The organism is Cryobacterium melibiosiphilum, from assembly GCF_003602235.1.
GTDB lineage: Bacteria > Actinomycetota > Actinomycetes > Actinomycetales > Microbacteriaceae > Cryobacterium > Cryobacterium melibiosiphilum.
The window spans coordinates 110411-132384 of sequence record NZ_QZVS01000091.1; the positions used below are offsets into that span (position 1 = coordinate 110411).

Here is a 21974-nt window from a genome sequence, read left to right on the forward strand (position 1 = left end):
TCCTGAGATATGTGTATGGTCGGACCGTTGTGAACCGTGCCTACTTGGAGGTGCGCTGTGCGTTCCGTGCGGGAACACGTGGAAATTCATTCCAAAAATGAAAATAACTGGAAACTTCATCCACCGTTCGAGTGGCCGTCACGGATCGTTCACACGGGATTCCTAGCGTGATCATCATGAAGAAACAGTTTGAGAGCGTCTCGCGGCTGTGGCGTGCTGATGAGCAGCCCATCCTCGAGCAGATCCGTCTGGACTCGGCATCGTTCTCGCCGTCGGAGGCGCAGATCGCGCGAGCGGTACGCGCCGACCCGCGAGCGGTAATGATGTATTCGGTGACCGAGCTTGCACAACTCTCGAACACCTCGGTCGGCTCGGTGGTGCGCTTCTGTCAGCGTTTTGGGCTGCACGGATTTCAGGAGTTCAAGCTCCTGCTTTCCCGGGAGACAGCCGTGCCCCAGAGCCAGGACGTGGAACTCAGCGATGATCCGTTGACTGCGACCGTGCTCAGAACTCTGCGAGAGAGTAGCGCAGCGCTTGAGGCCACAGCGGCCCACCTCGACCCGGCTGCGATCGCTGCGATCGTCGACGCGCTGATGAATGCCCGCCGCGTGCGTTTCGCCGCCGTCGGCACGTCGGCCCCTCTCGCTCTCGACGCGGCTTACCGGTTCACGACACTCGGACTTGATGCCGCATTTACCCCTGATTTCATCGCCCAGGAGGTGATTGCACGCGGTCTCGATAACCGCGATGTCTGCTTCGTCATCAGCCACACCGGATCGACGACGTCGACGCTGGACGTCGCCCGCGCGGCTGCTCAGTCACAGGCTGTCGTCGTCGGCATCACCAGCTTTCTGAGTTCGCCGTTGACCGAGATTGCCGACGCTCTCCTCGTTGCGGGGAGCTCCGAGACACGCTACCGAGTCGAGGCGATGACCAGCCGAATCGTTCACCTATCGCTGATCGACGCCATCTACAGCGTGCTCGCCATGCGGCTTGACGGAGCGGCCGAGGCGCGCGCGGCATCCGAAGCACTCGTCAACTCTCACCGCATCTAACAGCTGAGAACCAGAGAGGAACACATGCACGGCACTGTACTCAATGAGGCCGGCTTACCCCTGCCAGGAATCGTCGTCAGCGACGGCCTGCAGGTCACGCGCACCGATGACGACGGGAATTTTCAAATTGACGAACCTCGAGGTTTCGTCTTCGTCACCCGGCCGGCTGGCTGGCGAACCGACCGATGGTACGTCGACGCAACGGAGGCCGACCCGGTTTTCACCCTCACTGCGGATCGCATTCAAATGCCCTTCCGTTTCGCTCACCTGACTGACACCCACCTCGGCTCGGGGGCTGGCTATCCGCAGCCGGTTGAAATCGGCACCGGTGAACGTCTTTCGCAGGTATTCCGTGACATTGCCTCGGCACATCCGAAACTTGCGGCCTTTGTCGTCACGGGAGACCTGACCGACCGTGGACTACCCGAACAATTTGCCGACTTTGTCGCCGCGACAACGGCAACCGAACTGACGGTTCACTCGATTCCCGGCAACCACGACCATCTCGTGCCCGAGCCGACCGACCTGATCAGCCGCAACGGCTACGCCATCCATTCCGGTGAACCTCGCCACTATGAAAGCTTTCTTGGGCCCCGCTGGTACTCGTTCGATCTGCCCGGATTACATGTCGTCGCCATGGACTGGTTCACCCACGAGCTCGGCCTGGACCACGAGACACAGAACGTCTGGCTGCGCGCAGACCTTGATGCCATTGACCCCGGGATGCCGTGGATCATGCTCTGTCATGACCAGCCGTGGCGTTCGATTCTTGACGGGTTGCCCCGAGCCCCGATTGCGACCTTCTCCGGCCATCGACACACGTCCCGAGTCGTGTCGACCGGCGCCACGCTGCACGTGAACACCCCGCCGGCCATGTTCGGCGGCGTGGACAATTCACCGGCGACATATCGCATTGTTGAGTGGGACGGCGAACGAATCACCATCGACTCCCAACGGACTTATCCGCCACGATCCGACGTGCGTTCCCTCCGGGCGAATACCGTACAGTCGCGGTGGTCGAGAACAACACCTGCTATTGGGCAGCGAACGCCGTTCATCATTACCGGCGGGCGGGTTGTCGTGCCGGTTGCGGTGGACGATGAGGCCCGTGGCTCCCTGGCAGCCTACGACGCCGGCTCGGGAGAACCACTGTGGCAGGCCGGCCTCGATTCTCCGCTGCGTAGCGCGCCCGTTACGGCCGGCACCACGGCGATCATCAGCTCTGCGGTATCGGGGACCACCTGGGCGCACGATCCGGCCACGGGCGAGACGCTGTGGCGGCGACCGACGTCGGACCCGTTGCGGCGGTTCGGATTCTACGCCCCGACGCTTGTTGACGGGCTTGTACTCATCGGCGACCAAGCCGCCCTCCGTGCTCTCGATCAGCGCACCGGTGAGACCGTGTGGGAACGGTCAGACATTGCGCCGTATCAAATCTTCGTTACCCTCAGCGCGCCGGTTGTCGACCGGTCTGGAATGGCCGGCAGCACACCAACGGTCTTCTGGGCAGGATTTCCCGAGCCGCGCACTCCGATTCGACTCGACCCGAAGACAGGCGAAACGGTCCTGAGCCCTGGCATTGAGTCAGCCGACGATCTGTTCCGGGTCTTGGCGAGCGGTGCAGGCTTGCCGATCCGCACTCCCGTTGTCGATCCTGCGTCTGGCGACTTGATAGCCACCGGTGTGACGAGCGTTTTCCGGCGCTCGGCCACCGACTCCGAGATGCGCTGGTCGTACCCGACCTCGGTACCGTGGAACCCCGTCAGCGTCGATCTGTCTAGCCACGGCGCCCTGGTTGTCGATGTCGGGGGCGCGGTGGCGCTGCTCGACCTCGAAACCGGCGACCAACTGTGGCGTACTGAGGTCGGCGCCGTCTCCGACGAGTGCTTCCTGACCTACCGACGCAGCCCGCATCCGCTCTTCGCTGCCGCGACCATCGTGGGTGACCGAGTGTTGATTCCGGCCCTCGACGGTGACATTGTCACTCTGGACGCACTCTCGGGTGCCGTACTTGGTCGATTCGCCACCGAAATCCCCGTCCTCGCTCCGTTGGTGGTGCATGACGATACGGCCGTGGCACTGCATCGGGATGGGCGGCTGGTCGCCTATCCGCTTGCCGCATTCGGGGGATCGCTGTCGTGAAGGGGATGCGAATCGGCGGCTGGGCGCTCGCTCTGCCTGCGATGATCCTCATCGGTGTCTTTCTCTTGCTGCCGGGCCTGCTCGCGCTCGTGGGAAGCCTGTTTCGGATCGATCTCGGTGACCAGACAGTGTGGCGCTGGGCTGGACTGGAGAACTACAGCGGGCTCTTCTCTGACCCCGCGGTCATGCAGGCCATCGGCAATACCGTGCTGTACGCAGCGATGACGATCATTCCAAGTCTCGTGTTGGGCTTGGGCTTAGCGCTGCTGGTGTCTAATTTTCGGCGGGCCAGGCCAGTACTACAGGTACTCCTGTTCTTGCCCTTCGCCACGAATATGGTGGCGATGGCAGTGGTCTTTCGCTGGATCTTCGCCAATCACGGCGGCTTCGTGAACGAAACACTCGCGCTCGTCGGCTTCGCCCCGATCAACTTCCTCGGTGATTCCCAGTACGCGTTGATCACCGTGGCACTCATCGGCATCTGGCGGCTCACCTCGTTTGTCATGATCTTTTACCTGGCGGGCCTGACGAGCATCCCTACGGCCTTGTACGAGGCCGCCGCCGCCGATGGGCTCGGCCCCTGGGTGACGTTTCGGCGTGTGACACTTCCGCTTCTTCGACCGACGACAGTGTTTGCGACCGTCATGGCCGTGCTCCAGTCAGTCCAGGTCTTTGACACCATCGACGTACTCACCGGCGGCGGCCCACTCGGGGCGACAGAAACCATCCTGACTATGACCTGGCGGCTTGGCTTCGTCTACTTTGACCTCGGTCAAGCGGCAGCCCTGTCGACGCTGCTGCTGGTCGTCCTCGTGCTCATCGGCGTCCTGCGCCGCAGGGCCTTCCTCGAAGACAAGGAGCACTAATGGGCGCCACACGCCGCTCAGGCCGACTGGTCGGCCGGAGCTTTCAGATTCTGGCTGTCGGAGTATTCGCTTTCATCTCGGTATTTCCGGTCATCTGGATGCTGCGGATGGCCGTGTCTCCGGCCGACGAGGCCGTGCTCGATGGATTGCAGCTGTTGCCCGGATCCTTCGACCTCGGCAACTTCACCCGCGCGTGGGAGGAGGCAAACCTCGGACAAGCCATGTTGGTTGGGACGCTTGTCACGCTGGGAATCCTGGCCGCGCAGCTCGTGACGGTGATACCTGCGGCCTACGCGTTCGCCAAGTTGCGCTTCCGCGGCCGGGATGCTGCCTTCGCGGTCGTGCTCGCCTGCCTCCTGATTCCCACGCAGGCGATAGCGCTTCCGCTCTACCTCGGTATCGGCTCGGTCGGGCTCGCGAACACGTTCGCTGCGCTCGTCCTGCCCTTCACAACCAGCGCCATCGGAATCTTTATGGTGCGCCAGCACATGGTGACGATACCCGACGCGCTCCTTGAAGCCGCGAAGGCCGACGGTCTCGGCATGTTCTCGACGCTGCTGCGGGTCGTCGTTCCGTCATCGATGCCGGCGATCGCTGCCTTCGCAGTGCTGTCTGTCTTCACCCACTGGAACGACTATCTGTGGCCGTTGCTGGTGGCACGAGACAGTTCGCTCTATACGCCTCCGCTCGCACTGTCCGTGTTCCAGCAGTCAGAGACGGGCACCGCCTATGGCGAGCTCGCCGCGGCCGCACTGATCGTGACCCTGCCGATCGTTGTTCTCTTCGTCATAGCCCAGCGCAAATTCGTCGCGGGCATCGCCGGCGGAGAGCTACCGGGCTAACCGCTCGAAGCAGAAGGCAACCCCCTTCGGGGCTTCCCACTCGACTTATTCCCCGCATCGCCATTCCGGCACCACCTCTCTCAATACGAAAGATGAGCACTCCCATGCCCGTACCCAAAAAATCCTTCGCCGTCGGCGCTGGTCTCCTGGCTTCCGCACTGTTTCTCACTGGCTGCTCGGCTACCGTCGAAAGCGACCCGATCGTACAGGCCGATGTCAGCACCTGCGATCCCACCGGCGTCACCATCACCGCGCAGTACGCCAGCCAAGGCCAGGCAGGTGCTGAGCTCGGCAAGGCGGCGCTAGAAGAGAAGTATCAGGGTTTGACCGTCGATCTCAGGGCAGCGCCCGAAGGGACCAGCTACGACGAGCTCACCCAGCAGGTCGTCGCTGACATCGCCGCCGGCTCCCGGCCTGACGTGATCATGCTGGGCCTCGATCAGTTGCGGTTCTGGGTCGAGAAATACAGCCCGCAGGCCATTGATACGGATTCGTTGCGCGAAACATACAACCGTGACTATCTCGACGTCGGCACGGTCGACGGAACGACCTATGTGGTTCCTTTCCAGATCTCCGTACCCGTGCTCTACACAAACACCACACTGACGGAGTCCGCGGGCATCACTGAGCTGCCGACCACCCACTCAGAGGTGCTTGAAAACGCTCGTACCATCCAGGACGAGACAGCCGTCTCGGCCCCGATCCAGATCCCTCGCGACAACATCGCCTGGTGGCTCGTGCAAGCCTTCGTGGGCAGCGGTGGGGGCACCTTCGTAAACGACGATGGCACCGCGGGTTTCGACACTGAAGAGGGCCGCGCGGCTTTGGAGATCTATCAGACGATCGGTGAAGAGAAGCTCGAGGAACCGGTCAGCTGGCAGGACTCAATCTCCCTGTTCACCCAGGGCAACGTGGCCTACTTCTTCGCCACTCCCGCGATCGGCGCGACTGTGACATCCAGCGTCGGTGACTCATTCGACTGGACGATTTCAGACATGCCGATTCCCGACCGTGGCACAGCAAAGCTCCCCGCAGGAGGCAACGGTTGGATGGTGCTCTCTGACGACGCCTGCCGCGCCGCGTTCAGCAACGAACTGATCGGCACGATGCTCGACCCCGAGGTCATCACCACGAGCTCGCTCGCCAACAGCTATATCCCGGTCGACAGCGCTGCCCAGGCCGAGCTCCTACAGCGCCCCGAGTCCGATGGCCCCCTCGGCTACGCATGGCGCTATGAGGGCAGTCCCGTCGCCGGTTCCGGCTGGGACGGCGAGAACCTTGGCCGCACGAACCAATACCTGCAGGACATGGTGCAGTCGATGGTTGACCTGGGACAAGACGTCAACGACGTAGTGCCCGACACCGCCGCCCGCATCAGCGCACTCGTTCAGTAATCAACGAATAGGAGCACGGATATGACTGCTGAGGTTTCCCTTCGCCAGCTCGTCAAGCGATTCGATGGCGTGACCGCGGTCGACGACATCTCAATCGAGGTTGCCACCGGCGAGTCGCTCGTCATCCTCGGGCCCTCCGGATCAGGCAAGTCGACCCTGCTGCGGATCGTCGCCGGACTCGAGGCACTCGACTCGGGCGATGTGCTGATCGGAGGGAAACCCCAGCAGAATCTTCCACCTCATGAGCGCGACGTCGCGATCGTCTTCCAGCATTTTGCGCTGTACCCCCACATGAACGCGCTCGAGAACATCACCCTCGGCCTTCGGCACGGACTGGGTCTCGATCGTGCCACGGCGCGCGAGCGAGGCCTAGAGTTCGCGCGGCGTATGGACATCGAAGGCCTTCTCGATCGCAAACCTCGACAGATGTCGGGCGGGCAGCGACAGCGTGTCGCCCTCGCTCGGGCCCTTGCGCGAAAGGCGCGTTTGGTACTGCTGGACGAGCCGCTGTCCGGTCTCGACGCGCAACTGCACATCGCGCTACGCCAAGAGATCGCCGATCTCATGAGAACGACCAAGGCAACATCAATTCACGTCACTCACGACCAGAGCGATGCCATGGCTCTGGCCGACCGGATCGCCGTAATCAACCGGGGACGTATCGAGCAGATTGGCACGCCTGACGAGATTTACAACGAGCCGGCGACGGCCTTCGTCGCGGGGTTCATCGGGTCTCCGCCAATGAACCTCTTTCCGGGGACGGCCGTAGAGGTAGGTTATCGCACGGTCTTCGGCGACATCGGGGAGCATTCGACCGCGAGTGAGGTGCGGGTCGGAGTGAGGCCGGAGCATGTGCGCACCGATGGAACTGGGCGGTACCAAGCGACCGCCATGGTGCACACCACGATCTTCGAAGGATCGACCCGGATCCTGGAAGTGACGGTCGGCGATGTTCAGTTGGCTATCCGCACCGACCAGAACATGCGCGCGCGGCGAGGAGACTCTGTGCTGCTGAGCTTCGGCGACGAGGATGTTCAACTCTTCCACGCGGAGACTGGCCGCCGCATGGAGCGCACGTTGTCGAATGTCCACTGAGGCCGGTGGCGCCCTGCTCTGGGACCTCGACGGCACATTGATCGATAGCGAAGACCGCTGGGCCTTGGTCTGTAGGCAGGTCGCTGAAGCCTCGGGTGCAGGGAAGTGGTCGCCGACGCCGGCGGACATATCGGGCCTGGCGATTCCCATGCTCGCAGGCCTGCTACGCGCTCGGGGATCGACCGGCTCGCTCACTCATCTGACCGAGGAACTCACTGAACGGATGCGAAGGCTGAACCGCCAAGAAGGGGTTCATTGGCGGCCGGGAGCTCTCGATTTGCTCGAGGCTGCACATCTGACAGGAGTCCCTCAAGCGCTCGTGACCATGTCGCTCGAAATCAATGTGATCGACATACTCGACCAACTGCCGCGAGCCTATTTCACAGCGATTGTGACGGCCGACATGGTGGCACAGCACAAGCCTGCTCCCGAACCCTACCTGCTCGCCCTCGACACATTGGGTCTGTCCGCGGTCGGCTCAGTGGCGATCGAGGATTCCCCAGCCGGTTTGCGCAGCGCCTGCGACGCGGGCTTGAATGTAATCGCGGTACCGTGCTCACGCTCGATCGAACCGAGCAACGGATACCGCATTTGGGATTCACTCGCCACACGCGATATGTCCGACTTTGTCGCTGCGGGACTCGTTCTGGCGTGAGCCGTTGGCCGTTGGCCGCGGGCTGCAAGGCTGATTCGTGTACTGGTGTCGGTCATGCTCGTCGCCGAGGGCGGCCGGGGGGTGTGGGGTGGACATCCGCTGCCTAGAATCTTAGGTCGACGCCGGGGCGACCGATCCGGCGCGTGGGGGAGTAGTCGAAGGTGCGGTCTCGGGTGAAGCCTGTGCTGGAGTCGACGAGATCGGTGACGTCTTGGGCGTCGATGATGAGCCTGGCGATTCCTTCCTGGATGAGTCGATGGCATCCGGCGCTCGCCGCACTGGTGACAGGGCCAGGAACCGCGCCGACCGGCCGGCCCAGGGCGTGGGCCTGGCCGGCGACGTTGAGGGAACCGGAGCGGTGGCCGGCCTCGACGACGACCGTTGTGCCGGAAAGGGCGGCGAGCATCCGGTTGCGTTGCAGGAAGCGCCAGCGTGTGGGGGCGGAGCCGGGCGGGAGCTCGCTGATGAGCAGGCCACCGCTCTGCTCGATGTGCTCGAAGAGTTGCTCGTGCCCGATTGGGTAGGCCCGGTCGAGCCCGTTGGCGAGTACGGCGATCGTCGAACCGGGGTAGGAGAGAGTGGCGGCGCGGTGGGCGGATCCGTCGATGCCGTACCCGCCACCGGAGAGGATCGTGCGGCCTTGCGCGGCGAGTTCTGCCGCGAGTTCGGTGGCGACTTGGATGCCGTACGCCGTCGCGGCGCGGGTGCCGACGATAGTGACGCGCCCGAACAGCGGGGTCGCGAGGTGGCGCGAGTCGCCCTTCAGCCAGAGTGCGAGTGGTGCGCTCGCGCCGAGCTGCTGCAGTTCGGCTGGCCAGTCGACGTCATCTGGAGTGATGAGTCGCAGGTTGTGGTGTTCCATCTCCGCGAGCATCCGGTCGATCTGGCCAGGGTTGACACGCGGGGCCAGCCGGCGTCGCCAGAGTTCGCCCTCGGCGGGGTCGATGCCGTTCGGCAGGCGACCGCCCGAGGTGATTAGTCGCACTGCTTCTGCGGCGCCGAGCCGGGTCACCAGCGTGCCCGTGACCACATCGCCCGGCTCAGACAACGCCGCGAGCATCACGCGTGCTCCTCGTTCCTCGATCGCACCCATGCTCGTGCCTCATACTCGGCGGTGGCCGCGGCATCCTCTATCTGGCCGATGCGGGTGCGTTGGTGGGCGTCGCTGAGGCAGGCCCCGGCGAGCACGCGCCCCCACCCGACCACCCGCGGGTGCTGCTCGTCGGGGTCGAGCAGCGCGAACGCGGGGTGCGACACCGCCACGACCGCGGTCAGCGTCAGCGCGTTCGGGTCGTGAATCATCACCGCCCCCGACTCCGGATCGTTCCACTCGCGCAGCGCCGCCGCGTCGCCCGGCAATGACAGGGTTCCCACCGGTCGGGGGCGGATGATGCGGCGCCGGTAGGTCAGCTGCTCATGTCCCGCGCGCCACACCCAACGGGTGACGACCGGCATCCACTCGACGATCTTGCGGCCGTTGATCGCGATACCGGCGATCACCGCGGCCGTCGCCCAGACCGGGCTGGTCCACGCGATTCCTGAGGCGCCCGTCGTATAGTGGGCGACGACGATTGTGAGGGCATTAAAGCCCCATGACCTCCTTCTTCTTGATCTCGAACTCTTCCTGCGAAAGGATGCCGCTGTCCACGAGTTCCTTGAGCTTCTTTACAAGGTCGATCTGCTCGTCCAGAGTGAGCGCTGGGGTCTGACTCGCAGGAGCTGCGTTCTGGGGGTTCAACGACTGCGCCAGATTCATTCCGAAGAGTAGCCCCGCCCCATCTCCTAGCCCGTGATTCTCAACGCCCTGTGCAATTTTCTGCTGCGCTCCAATATTTGATTCCTGTTGGGAGACGCCCTCGAATGCCTTCAAGTTCATCCGATTGGCAGAATACTGTTTGACCAACTCGCGAGACGCCGGCGACAACTCAACGCTTTCAATTCCAACGCGAACCACTTCGAGGCCGAAACGGGTGATCCATGTTCCGGTGCTGGAATTCGCGTGTGTGATCGCCGCCGCGATCGCCTCCGCTTGAGATGGTAGCTGCGAAATTCGGTACATCGACGACAGGGAGTTGAGGGCGACGGTGAAGGATTGGGTGAACTCCGAGACGATTTGTTGCCGCGCCTCTGCACTATCAAATGCGTAGTAACGGACGTTGGCCGGGACGAAGTTTCGTATGAACGTGGTGGGATCAACAACGCGCAGCGAGAACGTTCCGAACGCAAAGATCTCAAGGTCGGCACCGTAAAACCGGTCGTTGTACACCAGCGGCCCTCGGGTACCGAACTTCATGCCGCGGATCTCGCGCAAGTTCACAAAGGCGATCTGCTTCTGGTCAGCGGTCTGCCCGCCGAACCCGAATCGATCAACCACCTGACTTGTGATCGATTCAGTGAAACCGTCACCGTTGAAGATGCTCGCTTGCCCAGTCTGGTATTCGTATCCACCCGGCGTCGTGATGACATCTTCGATGCCGGCCTGACTGAAGATGAAGGCCGCGGTGTTTTCCGGGACGAAGATCTTGGAGCCGTTCGAAATGACATCGGCTGAGCCCCTGAAATTGGACCCTCGACCATTATTGGTTTGTTGGAACACCGCGGGCGCAACAGCGGTGTATTCACCGAAGTGGCCAGCGGTGATGATGTCCTTCCACTGGTCGGCGAGAGTGCCGCCGAGTGCGCCCGTGAACGCCTGTACGATCCCCATGGTTCCTCGTCCTACTCGTTGGTCACAGCTGCTGGGCGGTTTGGCAGTACTCGCAGGTGCTCAGCTGACCGCGAGTTCCTGAGATTGGCGCACCACAGGCGCTGCATTTGCCTGCGATTCTTTCGATCTTCGGTTTGGAGCCGAATCTTCCCTTGAATACGTCCAGCGTGTCCTTGAGCGCCCCGGCAATGTAATCTGCGCCCGGAATAGCCAGCCCGGTCACGATGGTCTCTGAGGCCTGCTCGCCGGTCACGACCTCTCCTATCTTGGTGACCCACTCAAAAATCTTCTTCTTACCACCGCTTTGAAAATCGAAGTTTTCCTGACCGTTGAGGAAATAGACCTCAAGATGCGGGGTGCCGTTGCTTGACTTGCCAAGCAACGCCTGCGCCTTCCCGTTGTAGACCTTGATCTGGTCTGTTGGGAAAGTCAGAACGCCCTTGGAATTCCCGAAAACGCCCTTTTTGAGTAGCACCAGATTCAGATTCGTCAGCATAAGTTCGTCCGTGTAAGAGGCGAAGGTGCCGCCGTGCTTGATGCCAGTCTCTTTGAGAACGACGACCTCGTTCGGCCGTAAATCGTAATTCGCCATCAGTTCTCTCGACTCATTCCGTCAGTAACAATTTCAAGGGCAGAAAGTGGGCCCCGTTGGTGATCGGGGGCATCAATAAAACCATTAGCGGCGACCTGCCAAACACCGAACTTGTTTGTAGGATACGGCACGGTTCGCACCCACGTTGTACGGCTCATTCGTCACCGACTTGCCCTTCTCACGCATGCAAATCAAGAGTTTGCCAGAGGTGTCAACAGCAGGGAGTGGTGCCATTGGGTAGCGGATGCTCCCGGTCGCTGAACCGCTCGGCGTCTTGGCCATGCTCGACGAGTAGATTGGGCACTCTCAACGACCCGGAGCATCCGCTTCTATGCGCCTTGCCGGGGCACGGGATCGAAAGGTTCTGCCATGACCGAAGCGAGAACAAGACAGCCGCGGAGGATCTCGCCAAGCGACTCCGGCTGCTATTCGACGTCGCGGTAGCCGAGACCGGCAGCGAACCGACGTACACCCAAATCGCAGAATTTTTAAAGGAACGCGGCACAAACCTCTCGAGATCGCGCTGGACGTACATCGTCAACGGCCATCGATACGTGCAAGACGCTCCGCTGTTCGAAGGCCTCGCTGCCTACTTCGACGTTGACCCGGCGTTCCTCGCCGGGCAGGCAGGTGCCGAGTTCCCCGCCAAGGTGAGCGCTCAGCTCGACCTGGTGCGGGCCATGCGCGCGGCACGCGTGAAGACGTATGCGGCGCGCACCCTCGGGGACATTTCACCCAAGGCGCTGCAGGCGATCAGCCGGTTTCTCGATGAGGAGATCTCGCAGAGTCGGCCGTCCGCACAAGAGCGTGCCGAGAACGCTCCACACAAGTCCGGAGGGAAGTGACCCGATCGTGAACAGCGGAGTGAGCGTGTCGGCGGCAGTTGACGAACTCGCCCTGGGGGAGACATTCACGTTTGACGAGTTGGTCGCGGCCGTGCAGCGACGCCGGCAACGGCGGTTGCGAATCGTCGAGCTGACGGATCTCAGCGATCACAACGGATTGTGCGCCGTGCTGCTCACAACGGATGCCGAGGACCTGATCGTTCACGCCCGCAGTGATTCCGTGCTCCATCGGCAGCAGTTCGTGCTGCACGAACTGGCGCACATGATCCTCGGGCACGAGATCGACGATGATTCCGACGGTCCCGACTTCTTGCTGCCGGACATTCCCGCAGAGACGCGGCGACGCCTGCTCAGACGTCAGAATCTGGACACTGGGGAGGAAGTTCTCGCCGAGATAATCGCCGACAACCTCGCCGCGGCAATTAGGGGATCGGCAAAGCAATCGTCGCGATACCTGGAGATCTTCGGGTGATCACCCTCCTCATCGCAGCTCTCATGTGGCTGCTCGTCGTGAGCCTGCTCATCTTGCGGCCGGGCAGAGCGCAACATCACCTGGGCCGCGCTGACGATCGCACTCGCGACACCCCTGAATACCGACCAGGCCTACGAGGCACTTGACCGACTCGCCGGCGGTACCAACAGCGTGACTCTCCTTGCCGACATTGCCTTGATGGTGGGCATCTTCTTCCTAGGTCGCGGGGTGATGAAGGCCTCCGAGCATCCGTCCTGGGAAGTGCAGTTCGCACTCGGGCGGTTCGCACTCGCGGTCGCCCTCGCTGGTGCCATGGTCATGTTCACTCTCATCGATCGTGGTGTCACCACCACCAGCTTCATGCTCGATCTCGGCGACCAACCGGCCGCGGCCGCCTACTCGATGATCCAATTCGTGTACTACGCCATCGTGCTCTCCGCCATGGCCGCGCTCGCGGCGCGGCAGGTTCGATCCAGCGAGGGGTTGCAGCAGTGGCCGCCAGGGGCCGTACTCCTCGGCAGCGGATGCGGAACCGCGCTGAGCGCCGTCGTCATCACCATGGATCTCGCCGCGTCATGGGCAATCTTCCGCTCAGGCGAACTGTGGCCGTGGCCTATGAACCCCTGCACCTGCTCACGTTCGTGTTTCTCTGCTTAGGGTTCGCAGGCCAGCCCGCGACCCGCGCCTGGCTTGCACGATCTCGATCCAGGCAGACCCGGAGGCTCGTAGCCGAGCTCGAGCCGATCTGGGTCGCGGCGACGAACGTGCGCCCCGGTATCAGTCAGGTCGAGCATGCCGTGGTTCCCACCGAGGAACTCGAAACGCTGCTGCATCGCCAGGTCGTCGAGATCCGCGACGCGATGATCGATACCCGGTTGTCGTTCGAGGTGAATGCCCGAGAGCGGGAACTCCTCGAGCGCGCTGAACGGCACCTACTTGGGGCCGGGACGCCAGGGGTTGATCAAGTGATGCGTCCTTGCGATTTGGCCCAGGTCACGGGGCCGTGGACGCCGCGCTGCGGAGCCGGATTCGCTCGGTAGGCTCAGGAAGCATGAAGCGAAAACCTTTGCTCGCCGCGATCGCCATCACTCTATTGTTAGGAGGCTGCGCGTCGTCGATGTCGTTGAAGGCCGAGCCCACAGATTCGAGCCCGATCGCGAGCGCCCCTAGAATCACGACCGCCGCCGAGCCCATCAAATCGGCTGACCCGACTCCGGCGGTCATACCTGCCCGAGCCGAAATGACCGCGTTGGAGCGGGGGACAGCCGAATCCGTCTTCCTTTCGTCTGTCGCGACTGAGGTCTCAATCCCAGACATCGCTGAAGAACGCCTGATCGCTGCCGGTGACGCAGCCTGCGACTCAATGGACCGCGGCGATTCGTCCCGAGCGGCCTACATCGTCGTCGCCGGGCTACTGCCTGAACTGTCGGAGCTTGAGCAGCCCATCGGTATCACAGTGATGGCGAAGACTCTATTGTGTTCGGAGCACGCCGAATACTAGACGAGGCCCGGCAGCCAGCGCTGTCCGCCCGGGTGTCTCGGCGCGAAGGGCAGGGTGCGTGCGGGGACCCTGGAACGAGCTCCCGCCGAGGGTAGACAGCGTGTTTGCTAGATTGAGCATAATTCAGTGGCAGGGGGAAACCGGGCGTGACATCGTCTAATCTATTGGGCGGGCTTGTTCCCGTCTTCGCCGCTTACGGGGCGGTCTTCATTCTTGCGGGCTTGCTGCCCTTCATTCTTGCCTTCCACCTTGATGGCATCGTGCAAATCGTGCGCGGCAATGGGTTTAAGGCCCTTATCGCCGCCTTTGTGCTGAGCGTTGTTATTGCAGCAGCGGGCTATTTTGTGCTCGTATGGGCATCCGCTCAGGCCACGGTGACACCGGGCACAGTGGCGAGCCTCAACACCGTGGCATCGTATTTTCTGTTCTTCTCGGTGCCCCTCGCGCTGATTGCCTTCATCGCACGAACAGTCAAACTGGTGCGGGCTGGGTCGCGAGCGCAGGGCTCGGCGTAATCAGCCACAGCCTCCAGCCACAATCCGAGCCGAAATACTCGGGGTGTCCGACCCCCCTGATATTCTGCGAGGGTCCCACCCGCACGCCTGCCGGCCCGTTGCCCGCCGCGCGCAGCCCCGCACCACCCCGAAGGAGCCTCACCCCGTGCTACCCGCAGAACTGAAATCCCAGATCGACAAGGTCTGGAACGCATTCTGGACCGGCGGCATAGCCAACCCGGTCGAGGTCATCGAGCAGATCACGTACCTCCTTTTCATCCGCCGCCTCGACGACCTGCACACCCTCGCGGAGAACAAGGCCAACCGCACCGGCGACCCCATCGAAAACGGCATCTTCCCCGTCGGCAACGACGACGCCGCCCGCGCCCCGCGCCCCTACAACGACCTGCGCTGGTCGGTCTTCGCCAACCGCGCCCCCGACGAAATGTTCGAGATCGTCGGCCAGCACGTCTTCCCGTTCCTGCAGCAGCTCGGCAAGGTCGGCTCCAGCTACGCCCGCAACATGAAAGACGCCCGGTTCACCATTCCGACCCAAGCGCTGCTCGTCAAGGTCGTCGACCTGCTCAACGACATCCCCATGGACGACCGCGACACCAAGGGCGACGTCTACGAGTACATGCTTTCCAAGCTCGCCACCAGTGGCACGAACGGCCAGTTCCGCACCCCGCGCCACATCATCAAGCTCATGGTCGACATGGCCGCGCCCACCCCCACCGACACGATCATCGACCCCGCCGCCGGCACCGCCGGATTCCTCGTGATGGCCGGCGAATACCTGCGCGAACACCACCCCGAGATCTTCACGGATGCCGCCACCCGCGCCCACTTCAACGGCCCGGCCTTCACCGGCTACGATTCCGACGCCGCCATGGCCCGCATCGGCAGCATGAACCTGCTCCTCCATGGCGTCGACAACCCCACCATGGAACGTGGCGATTCCCTGGCCGAGGCGCATCCCCAGACGGATGCCTACACTCTCGTTCTCGCCAACCCTCCCTTCGCCGGCAGCCTTGACTTTGAGACCACCGCGAAAGACCTGCTAGAAGTCGTCAAGACGAAGAAGACCGAGCTGCTCTTCGTGGCTCTCATGCTGCGCCTGCTCAAAAACGGCGGCCGAGCGGCCGTCATCGTGCCCGACGGCGTGCTCTTCGGCTCGTCGAAGGCCCACACCGAACTGCGCCGCATCCTTGTCGAAGACCATAAACTCGACGCCGTCGTGAAGCTGCCGAGCGGAGTGTTCAAGCCCTACGCCGGAGTCTCCACCGCGATCCTGTTCTTTACCAAGACCAGCTCCGGGGGCACCGACAACGTCTGGTTCTACGATGTGCAAGCGGATGGCTTCTCCCTCGACGATAAGCGAACGCCGCTGGACGCCGCGGTGCATGAACAGGACAACCTCGACGACGTGCTCGCCCGGTGGACGAGCCTGTCGAGTACCGACAGCGAAGAGCTTGCACGGCCTCGTACAGCCCAGTCCTTTATGGTGCCGAAGGCCGAGATTGTCGCCCAGGGATTCGACCTTTCGCTCAACCGGTACCAAGTCATCGAGCACGAGGTTGTTGTGCACCGCTCGCCCACTGAGATCCTGACAGATCTCGCGGCACTCGATGCTGAGGTCGCCGGGGGGCTCGCGGCCTTAGCCGTGGTTGTGGGCACCCGCGCATGAGTTGGTCGACAGCACGACTTGATCAGGTAGCCGAGATCGTCGGCGGATCAACCCCGAAGACTGGAGTCGCAGAATATTGGAACGGCGACATTCCTTGGGTGACACCAGCGGACCTAAGCGATTTGTCCGGCCACTACATTGGCAAGACACCGCGGACTGTCACACCGGCAGGACTTTCTAATTCGGGCTCTAAGCTGCTCGCGGCTGGGTCGGTGCTGTTGAGCTCCCGAGCGCCGATCGGTCACGTAGCCATCAACACAGTGCCGATGGCGACGAATCAGGGATTCAAGAGTCTTGTTCCGGACGCCTCGAAGGTTGACTCAAAGTTCTTGTTCTGGTGGCTTAAGGCCAACAAATTGTACTTACAGTCCTTGGGAAATGGAGCGACCTTCAAAGAAATTTCCAAAGCAATTGTCGCGCGTGTGGTGATTCCTCTTCCCTGTCTCGTCGAACAGCGACGCATAGCATCGATACTCGATCACGCGGACACCCTTCGAGTCAAACGACGTCGTGCGCTCCTGCTTCTAGATGAACTGGCCACCTCGATCTTCGTCGAGATGTTTGGCGCAAATTCGGGCCACGAGATGCAGGATCTTAGTGACGTTTGTTCGGCTCACTCGGGTGGCACTCCGTCCAAAGCGCGGGCTGATTATTGGGAGGGAGGGCTGCCATGGTTTTCGCCAAAGGACCTCAAAACTCTCAACCTCTATGACGCGATTGACCATGTCAATGCCGTCGTACTTGAAGAGACGGCACTTAGGATCATCCCAAAAGACACTGTCGCCGTTGTCGTGCGCGGGATGATTCTTTCCCATTCCTTTCCAGTTTCCAGACTTCGCGTTCAGAGCACAATAAATCAGGATTTGAAGGCTCTGTTGCCGAAAAATGGTATTGACCCCGCTTTCCTCGCACATTCCCTAATTGCGCAAGCGCCGATCATCCTTTCAAAGGTGTCTACGGCGGGGCACGGAACCAAACGACTTGATACCCAGTCGCTGATGTCCACCCAAGTTCCGAAAGCCAGCATGAAATCGCAGCTTGAATTTCGAGCTCGCATCGACCGTTTGGATTCGCATCGTGAAACCCTTGTCAAACGTGCCGACGCCCTCGACGAGCTCTTCGCCTCTCTGCAGCACCGTGCCTTTCAAGGAGAGCTATGAGTGACCCGACTGAACCAGACGCGACGGCAAACGTCGTCTCGGCCGTTCCGCAGTGGCCCGTCTTCATGAAGCCACTCCTAGAAGTACTCTCCGACGGCAACGCGTGGCCCACGAAAGAACTCGAACAGGCGACGCTTGATCGCGCCGGTGTGTCCGAGGCTTCTCGCAACGAAGTCCTCCCTTCGGGTGGCTATCGGGCGAGAAACCGTATCGGCTGGGCGACGGCCTATCTGCTTCGCGCCCAAGCGCTGTCGAAGCCTGCTCGTGCCGTTGTGCAGATCGAGCCCACCGGCCGCGATCTGCTCACCAGATTCCCGAACGGCCTCGATAAGCGTGACCTTGAGACTGTCCCGGCCTATCAGGCCTACATTCCCCAGCGAGGCAAAGTTCCCGGTGAGTTGCTGGTCCCTGCAGCATTCGTGCCCGACGTCGACGAGGACCCGACCGAACTCATTGAGGCCGGCGTTGAAGCGTTCGCGGCCGAAGCGGCGGCCGAGCTGATTCGGCGGCTGAGGGCGGAGCATCCGGATTTCTTTGAACAGGCCGTCGTCGACGTGCTGAACAAAATGGGCTACGGCGGCACGGAGCAGCGCGGGCGGCGGCTCGGCGGTTCCGGCGACGGGGGAGTGGACGGCGTCATCGATCAGGACGCCCTGGGCCTCAGCCAGATCTATGTGCAGGCCAAGCGCTACGGTGAGGGCAACTCGGTGCAGCGCCCCGAAATTCAGGGTTTCGTCGGCGCGCTGCTCGGCAAGGGTGCCTCGCAGGGAATTTTCGTGACGACGAGCCTGTTCTCGCGGGGCGCGGCGGAGTATGCGCGCAGCATCCAGACCCGGGTCGTGCTGATCGACGGGCCGCGGCTGGCCGAGCTGATGATTCGCTACCGGGTGGGCGTGCAGGTGAAGCAGACCTACGAGGTCATCGAGGTCGACGAAGACTACTTCGAGTAGCGGGCTCGAAAGCAGTGTCACCGGCTGCCGCTAGAGTCGGATCAGAACGGTGGAGGGGAAAGTCCGCAGTGAGCAACTTCGATTTCATTAAGACGGCCTGGCCCGAGATCGGTAACGAGGCGCATCGAGCCGAGCATTACACCTTCGGTGACCCCCGGTCATCCGTTTTTTATGCCCGGCGGGCGCTGGAACTGACCGTGCAGTGGATGTACCGCGCCGATTCCACCCTCACCCGGCCGTATAAAGACGACCTGGCCGCGCTGCTGTTCGAGCCGACCTTCACGACACTGGTCGGGCCGGCGATCCAGGCGAAAATGAACCTCATTCGCAAGCTGGGCAACAACGCCGTGCACAAGCCCGCGCCGGTGCGGGGCACCGACAGCCTGCCGGTCGTGCGCGAGCTCTTTCAGGTGATGATCTGGCTCGCGACCACCTACGCGGCCAAGGCCGAGCTGCGTCCCGCGCCGGGGCTGCTGTTCGACAACTCCGCGGTGCCGCACCCGCAGCCGGGCGCCGCCGCCCAAACCCAGGCCCAACTTCAGAAGCTCGCCACCGAAAACACCGCCAAAGACGTCGCCTTGGCCCAGCTGGCCGCCGATAACTCGGGGCTGCGGGCCCAGGTCGCGGCGCTTCAAGAGCAGATCGCGGCTGCGAAGGCCGTGTCTGCGGTGATTGTCGATACGCACGACTACCTCGAAGATGAGACACGGCACTGGCTCATCGACGTGCTGCTGGAAGAGGCCGGCTGGCCGCTCGCCGACAAACGCGACCGCGAGTTCGCCGTCACCGGCATGCCGAATGCGAGCGGCACCGGTTTTGTCGACTACGTGCTCTGGGGCGACGACGGCCTGCCGCTCGGCCTCGTCGAGGCCAAACGCACCTCGCGCAACGCCCAGGCCGGTGCGACCCAGGCGCGGCTCTATGCGGATGCCCTGGAGCAGCAATTCGGGCAGCGCCCGATCATTTTCTACACCAACGGCTATGAGCACTTCATCTGGGATGACGAACGGTACCCCCAGCGCGAGGTCTCGGGTTTCTACACCCGCGACCAGCTTGTGCTGTTGGTGCAGCGTCGGGCGGCGCGGCAGGCGCTGGTGTCGAGCGCCATCGACAACACGATCGTGGGTCGCAGCTACCAGGTGCAGGCGATCACGAAGATCGCCGAGAGCTTCGAGGCCAACCAGCGCAAGGCGCTGCTCGTGATGGCGACTGGCAGCGGTAAGACCCGCACGGTGATCGCCCTCGCCGACCTGCTGATGCGGGCCAACTGGGCCAAGCGGGTGCTGTTTCTCGCCGATCGGCGGGCGCTCGTGAACCAGGCCACGAAGGCGTTCAAGGAGTTTCTGCCGACCGTTCCGGCCGTGAACCTGTTGACCGAGAAAGACACCAACGCGCGCGTGTTTGTGTCGACCTACGGCACGATCATGGGCCTGATCAGCCAGGACGGTGACACGCCTGGCCGGTTCGGGCCGGGCTATTTCGACCTGATCGTGATCGACGAGGCGCACCGCTCGGTGTACCAGAAGTACGGCGAGATCTTCACGTACTTCGATTCGCTCCTGGTGGGGCTCACGGCCACGCCGAAAGACGAGGTCGACCACAACACCTACGGGCTGTTCAACCTCGAAGACGGCGTGCCGACCGACTCCTACGACCTCGGGCAGGCCATCGCCGACGGCTATCTGGTGCCGCCGGTGGGACGGCCGATCGATCTCGGGTTCATGGCCCGCGGCATCCGCTACACCGATCTGAGTGACAGCGAACGTGACCAGTGGGACCTGCTCGAGTGGGACGACGGGCTGGTGCCCACCGAGGTTGACGCGGCGGCGGTGAACAAGTGGCTGTTCAACACTGACACCGTCGACAAGGTGCTCGAGGTGCTGATGACCGAAGGGCGGCGGGTTGCCGGCGGTGACCGGCTGGGCAAGACCATCGTGTTTGCGAAGAACCAGGAGCACGCTCGGTTCATCGCCGCGCGGTTCGATGCCAATTACCCCGAATACAAGGGTACGTTCGCGCAGGTCATCACCTACCAGTCCGACTACGTGGAGACCCTGATCGAGACGTTTTCGAAGCCCGAGCAGACGCCGCACATCGCCATCTCGGTGGACATGCTCGACACCGGAATCGACGTGCCCGACGTCGTCAACCTGGTCTTTTTCAAGCCGGTGTACTCGAAGACGAAGTATTGGCAGATGATCGGGCGCGGTACCCGCCTGCGCCCTGACCTCTACGGGCCCGGCGCCGACAAGGCCGACTTCATGATCTTCGACGTCTGCGGCAACCTCGATTTCTTCAACCAAGACTTTCCCGAGAACGCGACGCCCGTCACGCCGCCGCTGCGCCAGCGCCTGTTCGCGGCGAGGGTACGGCTGCTCGGTGCGATCGATCGCACCCAGACGACGGATGCCACCGCTCGCGCCCTGCGGGAATCCCTCGCCGCTGGCCTGCTCGGCATTGTCACCGGCATGAGCCGCACCAACTTTCTCGTGCGCCGCCACCTGCGCGCTGTCGAGCGGTTTGCGGACCCGCTCGTGTGGCTCGACCCGTCGCCCGAGGACCTCGAGGATGCCGCCGAGCACTTGGGTGACCTGCCGTCGGCCGTGCACGCGCATGACACCGACGAAGACGCGAAGCGGTTCGACCTGCTCGCCCTACGCGCGCAGCTGGGCGTCGTCGACCCCGACCCGGCCTATGCGGCGGCCTTCGCCGCAGCGAAGCAGCGCATTCAGCAGGTCGCCCGAGGACTCGGCGAACAGCGCAACATTCCGATCGTGAAGCAGAACCTCGAGCTCATCGACGCTGTGGCCAGCGACCTGTGGTGGGACGGTGTGACGCTGAACCTGCTTGAGCTCGCGCGCCTGCGATTGCGCGGGCTCGTCTACCTGGTCGACAAGACCAGCCGCGCAATCGTTTACACCGACTTTGAAGACACCCTGGGGGAGTTCGCCCCGCTGTCGCCGCACATCGTGACGCCGGGCGTTGACCAGGCGCGGTTCCGGCAGAAGCTCTTCGCGTTCCTGCGCGAGCACGAAGACCAGGCGGTGCTATTCAAGCTGCGGATGGGCCGGCAGCTGACCGCCCTCGACCTGGCTGAGCTAGAGCGGATCCTGTTGCAGACCGGCGGGTTCTCGGTCGCGGAGATAGCCGACGGTGTAGCGGAAGCAAATGGCCTTGGAATGTTCATCCGCTCGGTTGCGGGCATGGATCGTTCGGCGGCAGCGGATGCGCTAAGCGCCTTCGTCGGCGACATCCCCTTGACGGGAAACCAGCTCGCCTTCGTGAACCTGATCATCGAGCAGCTGACCCAGCGCGGTGCCGTGCCGACGAAGCTGCTCTATGAGGCGCCATTTACGGACTTCGCGCCGCAAGGTCCTGACGGCCTCTTCACAGACGCGCAGGTGACGACGCTAGTGCGGGTCCTAGCTGGCGTGACCGCGACTGCCGAGGTGGCGGCTTCGTGATGTCCTTTCATGGAGAACCACGCGCTCCTGCACGCACCCCTAACTGGCCAAAC

Annotated in this window: 21 protein-coding genes and 1 pseudogene; 18 read left to right on the forward strand and 4 right to left on the reverse strand. The window is 62.7% G+C overall.

The features are described 5' to 3' along the window. Positions 1–176: 176 nt before the first annotated feature. From D6T64_RS15915 to D6T64_RS15945, 8 genes and pseudogenes are all read left to right on the forward strand, one after another. Complete coding sequence (locus D6T64_RS15915) at positions 177–1055, forward strand: MurR/RpiR family transcriptional regulator (protein WP_233551274.1); 879 nt, start codon at positions 177–179, stop codon at positions 1053–1055. Positions 1056–1079: 24 nt separating this feature from the next. Then, positions 1080–1178: pseudogene (locus D6T64_RS23675) on the forward strand (hypothetical protein); the annotation flags it as partial. A 123-nt stretch (positions 1179–1301) separates the two neighbouring features. Then, positions 1302–3197, forward strand: coding sequence for an outer membrane protein assembly factor BamB family protein (locus D6T64_RS15920; RefSeq protein ID WP_233551259.1), 1896 nt, complete (start codon positions 1302–1304; stop codon positions 3195–3197). 5 nt (positions 3198–3202) lie between these two features. After that, positions 3203–4063 (forward strand): carbohydrate ABC transporter permease, encoded by an 861-nt coding sequence (locus D6T64_RS15925; RefSeq protein ID WP_119975660.1) that lies wholly within the window; start codon positions 3203–3205, stop codon positions 4061–4063. After that, complete coding sequence (locus tag D6T64_RS15930) at positions 4063–4905, forward strand: carbohydrate ABC transporter permease (RefSeq protein WP_119975661.1); 843 nt, start codon at positions 4063–4065, stop codon at positions 4903–4905. The genes D6T64_RS15925 and D6T64_RS15930 overlap by 1 nt, the downstream gene beginning before the upstream one ends. Positions 4906–4997: 92 nt before the next feature. Next, complete coding sequence (locus tag D6T64_RS15935) at positions 4998–6299, forward strand: ABC transporter substrate-binding protein (protein WP_199719188.1); 1302 nt, start codon at positions 4998–5000, stop codon at positions 6297–6299. A 21-nt stretch (positions 6300–6320) separates the two neighbouring features. After that, positions 6321–7394 carry an ABC transporter ATP-binding protein gene (locus D6T64_RS15940; RefSeq protein WP_119975663.1) on the forward strand — a complete coding sequence of 358 codons (1074 nt, stop codon included), beginning with the start codon at positions 6321–6323 and terminating at the stop codon, positions 7392–7394. Then, complete coding sequence (locus D6T64_RS15945; RefSeq protein ID WP_158594903.1) at positions 7384–8049, forward strand: HAD family hydrolase; 666 nt, start codon at positions 7384–7386, stop codon at positions 8047–8049. Before D6T64_RS15940 ends, D6T64_RS15945 begins: the two co-directional genes overlap by 11 nt. A gap of 103 nt (positions 8050–8152) precedes the next feature. Here D6T64_RS15945 and dprA read toward each other — a convergent pair whose 3' ends face one another. From dprA to D6T64_RS15965, 4 genes are read right to left on the reverse strand one after another with little or no spacing between them, the layout of a single operon-like run. Then, complete coding sequence (dprA, locus tag D6T64_RS15950; RefSeq protein ID WP_119975665.1) at positions 8153–9142, reverse strand: DNA-processing protein DprA; 990 nt, start codon at positions 9140–9142, stop codon at positions 8153–8155. After that, complete coding sequence (locus D6T64_RS15955) at positions 9109–9621, reverse strand: SCO6880 family protein (RefSeq protein ID WP_325049808.1); 513 nt, start codon at positions 9619–9621, stop codon at positions 9109–9111. The genes dprA and D6T64_RS15955 overlap by 34 nt, the downstream gene beginning before the upstream one ends. Positions 9622–9631: 10 nt before the next feature. Beyond that, complete coding sequence (locus D6T64_RS15960) at positions 9632–10756, reverse strand: SPFH domain-containing protein (protein ID WP_119975667.1); 1125 nt, start codon at positions 10754–10756, stop codon at positions 9632–9634. A gap of 22 nt (positions 10757–10778) precedes the next feature. Then, positions 10779–11348 (reverse strand): hypothetical protein, encoded by a 570-nt coding sequence (locus D6T64_RS15965; protein ID WP_199719189.1) that lies wholly within the window; start codon positions 11346–11348, stop codon positions 10779–10781. Positions 11349–11644: 296 nt separating this feature from the next. Between D6T64_RS15965 and D6T64_RS15970 the strand changes: the two genes are divergently transcribed. The 10 genes from D6T64_RS15970 (at position 11645) to D6T64_RS16010 (ending at position 21921) form a co-directional block, all read left to right on the forward strand. Continuing rightward, positions 11645–12193, forward strand: a complete 549-nt coding sequence (locus D6T64_RS15970; RefSeq protein ID WP_233551260.1) for a hypothetical protein — start codon at positions 11645–11647, stop codon at positions 12191–12193. A 25-nt stretch (positions 12194–12218) separates the two neighbouring features. After that, positions 12219–12665 (forward strand): ImmA/IrrE family metallo-endopeptidase, encoded by a 447-nt coding sequence (locus D6T64_RS15975; RefSeq protein ID WP_233551262.1) that lies wholly within the window; start codon positions 12219–12221, stop codon positions 12663–12665. A 171-nt stretch (positions 12666–12836) separates the two neighbouring features. Beyond that, a complete protein-coding gene (locus D6T64_RS22925) occupies positions 12837–13322 on the forward strand; it encodes a hypothetical protein (RefSeq protein ID WP_199719190.1) in 486 nt (161 codons plus the stop codon). After that, positions 13241–13705, forward strand: a complete 465-nt coding sequence (locus tag D6T64_RS23535) for a DUF6545 domain-containing protein (RefSeq protein WP_325049806.1) — start codon at positions 13241–13243, stop codon at positions 13703–13705. Before D6T64_RS22925 ends, D6T64_RS23535 begins: the two co-directional genes overlap by 82 nt. Before the next feature lie 11 nt (positions 13706–13716). Continuing rightward, on the forward strand, positions 13717–14166 hold the full coding sequence (locus D6T64_RS15985) for a hypothetical protein (protein ID WP_147364591.1): 450 nt from the start codon (positions 13717–13719) through the stop codon (positions 14164–14166). A gap of 164 nt (positions 14167–14330) precedes the next feature. Further along, complete coding sequence (locus tag D6T64_RS15990; protein WP_119975671.1) at positions 14331–14681, forward strand: hypothetical protein; 351 nt, start codon at positions 14331–14333, stop codon at positions 14679–14681. A 145-nt stretch (positions 14682–14826) separates the two neighbouring features. Further along, complete coding sequence (locus D6T64_RS15995; RefSeq protein WP_119975672.1) at positions 14827–16347, forward strand: type I restriction-modification system subunit M; 1521 nt, start codon at positions 14827–14829, stop codon at positions 16345–16347. Then, on the forward strand, positions 16344–17507 hold the full coding sequence (locus D6T64_RS16000; RefSeq protein WP_119975673.1) for a restriction endonuclease subunit S: 1164 nt from the start codon (positions 16344–16346) through the stop codon (positions 17505–17507). The genes D6T64_RS15995 and D6T64_RS16000 overlap by 4 nt, the downstream gene beginning before the upstream one ends. Beyond that, positions 17504–18457, forward strand: coding sequence for a restriction endonuclease (locus tag D6T64_RS16005; RefSeq protein ID WP_119975674.1), 954 nt, complete (start codon positions 17504–17506; stop codon positions 18455–18457). Before D6T64_RS16000 ends, D6T64_RS16005 begins: the two co-directional genes overlap by 4 nt. A 68-nt stretch (positions 18458–18525) precedes the next feature. Further along, complete coding sequence (locus D6T64_RS16010; protein ID WP_119975675.1) at positions 18526–21921, forward strand: DEAD/DEAH box helicase family protein; 3396 nt, start codon at positions 18526–18528, stop codon at positions 21919–21921. Positions 21922–21974: the final 53 nt, after the last annotated feature.

What these genes read in the sequence shown, in the direction of transcription:
- D6T64_RS15930 (WP_119975661.1), top strand. Translation starts at nt 4,063, where the DNA reads ATGGGCGCCACACGCCGCTCAGGCCGACTGGTCGGCCGGAGCTTTCAG.
- D6T64_RS15925 (WP_119975660.1), top strand. Translation starts at nt 3,203, where the DNA reads ATGCGAATCGGCGGCTGGGCGCTCGCTCTGCCTGCGATGATCCTCATC.
- dprA (WP_119975665.1), bottom strand. Translation starts at nt 9,142, where the DNA reads ATGGGTGCGATCGAGGAACGAGGAGCACGCGTGATGCTCGCGGCGTTG.
- D6T64_RS15965 (WP_199719189.1), bottom strand. Translation starts at nt 11,348, where the DNA reads ATGGCGAATTACGATTTACGGCCGAACGAGGTCGTCGTTCTCAAAGAG.
- D6T64_RS15945 (WP_158594903.1), top strand. Translation starts at nt 7,384, where the DNA reads ATGTCCACTGAGGCCGGTGGCGCCCTGCTCTGGGACCTCGACGGCACA.
- D6T64_RS15960 (WP_119975667.1), bottom strand. Translation starts at nt 10,756, where the DNA reads ATGGGGATCGTACAGGCGTTCACGGGCGCACTCGGCGGCACTCTCGCC.
- D6T64_RS15935 (WP_199719188.1), top strand. Translation starts at nt 4,998, where the DNA reads ATGAGCACTCCCATGCCCGTACCCAAAAAATCCTTCGCCGTCGGCGCT.
- D6T64_RS16000 (WP_119975673.1), top strand. Translation starts at nt 16,344, where the DNA reads ATGAGTTGGTCGACAGCACGACTTGATCAGGTAGCCGAGATCGTCGGC.
- D6T64_RS15985 (WP_147364591.1), top strand. Translation starts at nt 13,717, where the DNA reads ATGAAGCGAAAACCTTTGCTCGCCGCGATCGCCATCACTCTATTGTTA.
- D6T64_RS15915 (WP_233551274.1), top strand. Translation starts at nt 177, where the DNA reads ATGAAGAAACAGTTTGAGAGCGTCTCGCGGCTGTGGCGTGCTGATGAG.
- D6T64_RS15920 (WP_233551259.1), top strand. Translation starts at nt 1,302, where the DNA reads ATGCCCTTCCGTTTCGCTCACCTGACTGACACCCACCTCGGCTCGGGG.
- D6T64_RS16005 (WP_119975674.1), top strand. Translation starts at nt 17,504, where the DNA reads ATGAGTGACCCGACTGAACCAGACGCGACGGCAAACGTCGTCTCGGCC.
- D6T64_RS15940 (WP_119975663.1), top strand. Translation starts at nt 6,321, where the DNA reads ATGACTGCTGAGGTTTCCCTTCGCCAGCTCGTCAAGCGATTCGATGGC.
- D6T64_RS23535 (WP_325049806.1), top strand. Translation starts at nt 13,241, where the DNA reads ATGGGCAATCTTCCGCTCAGGCGAACTGTGGCCGTGGCCTATGAACCC.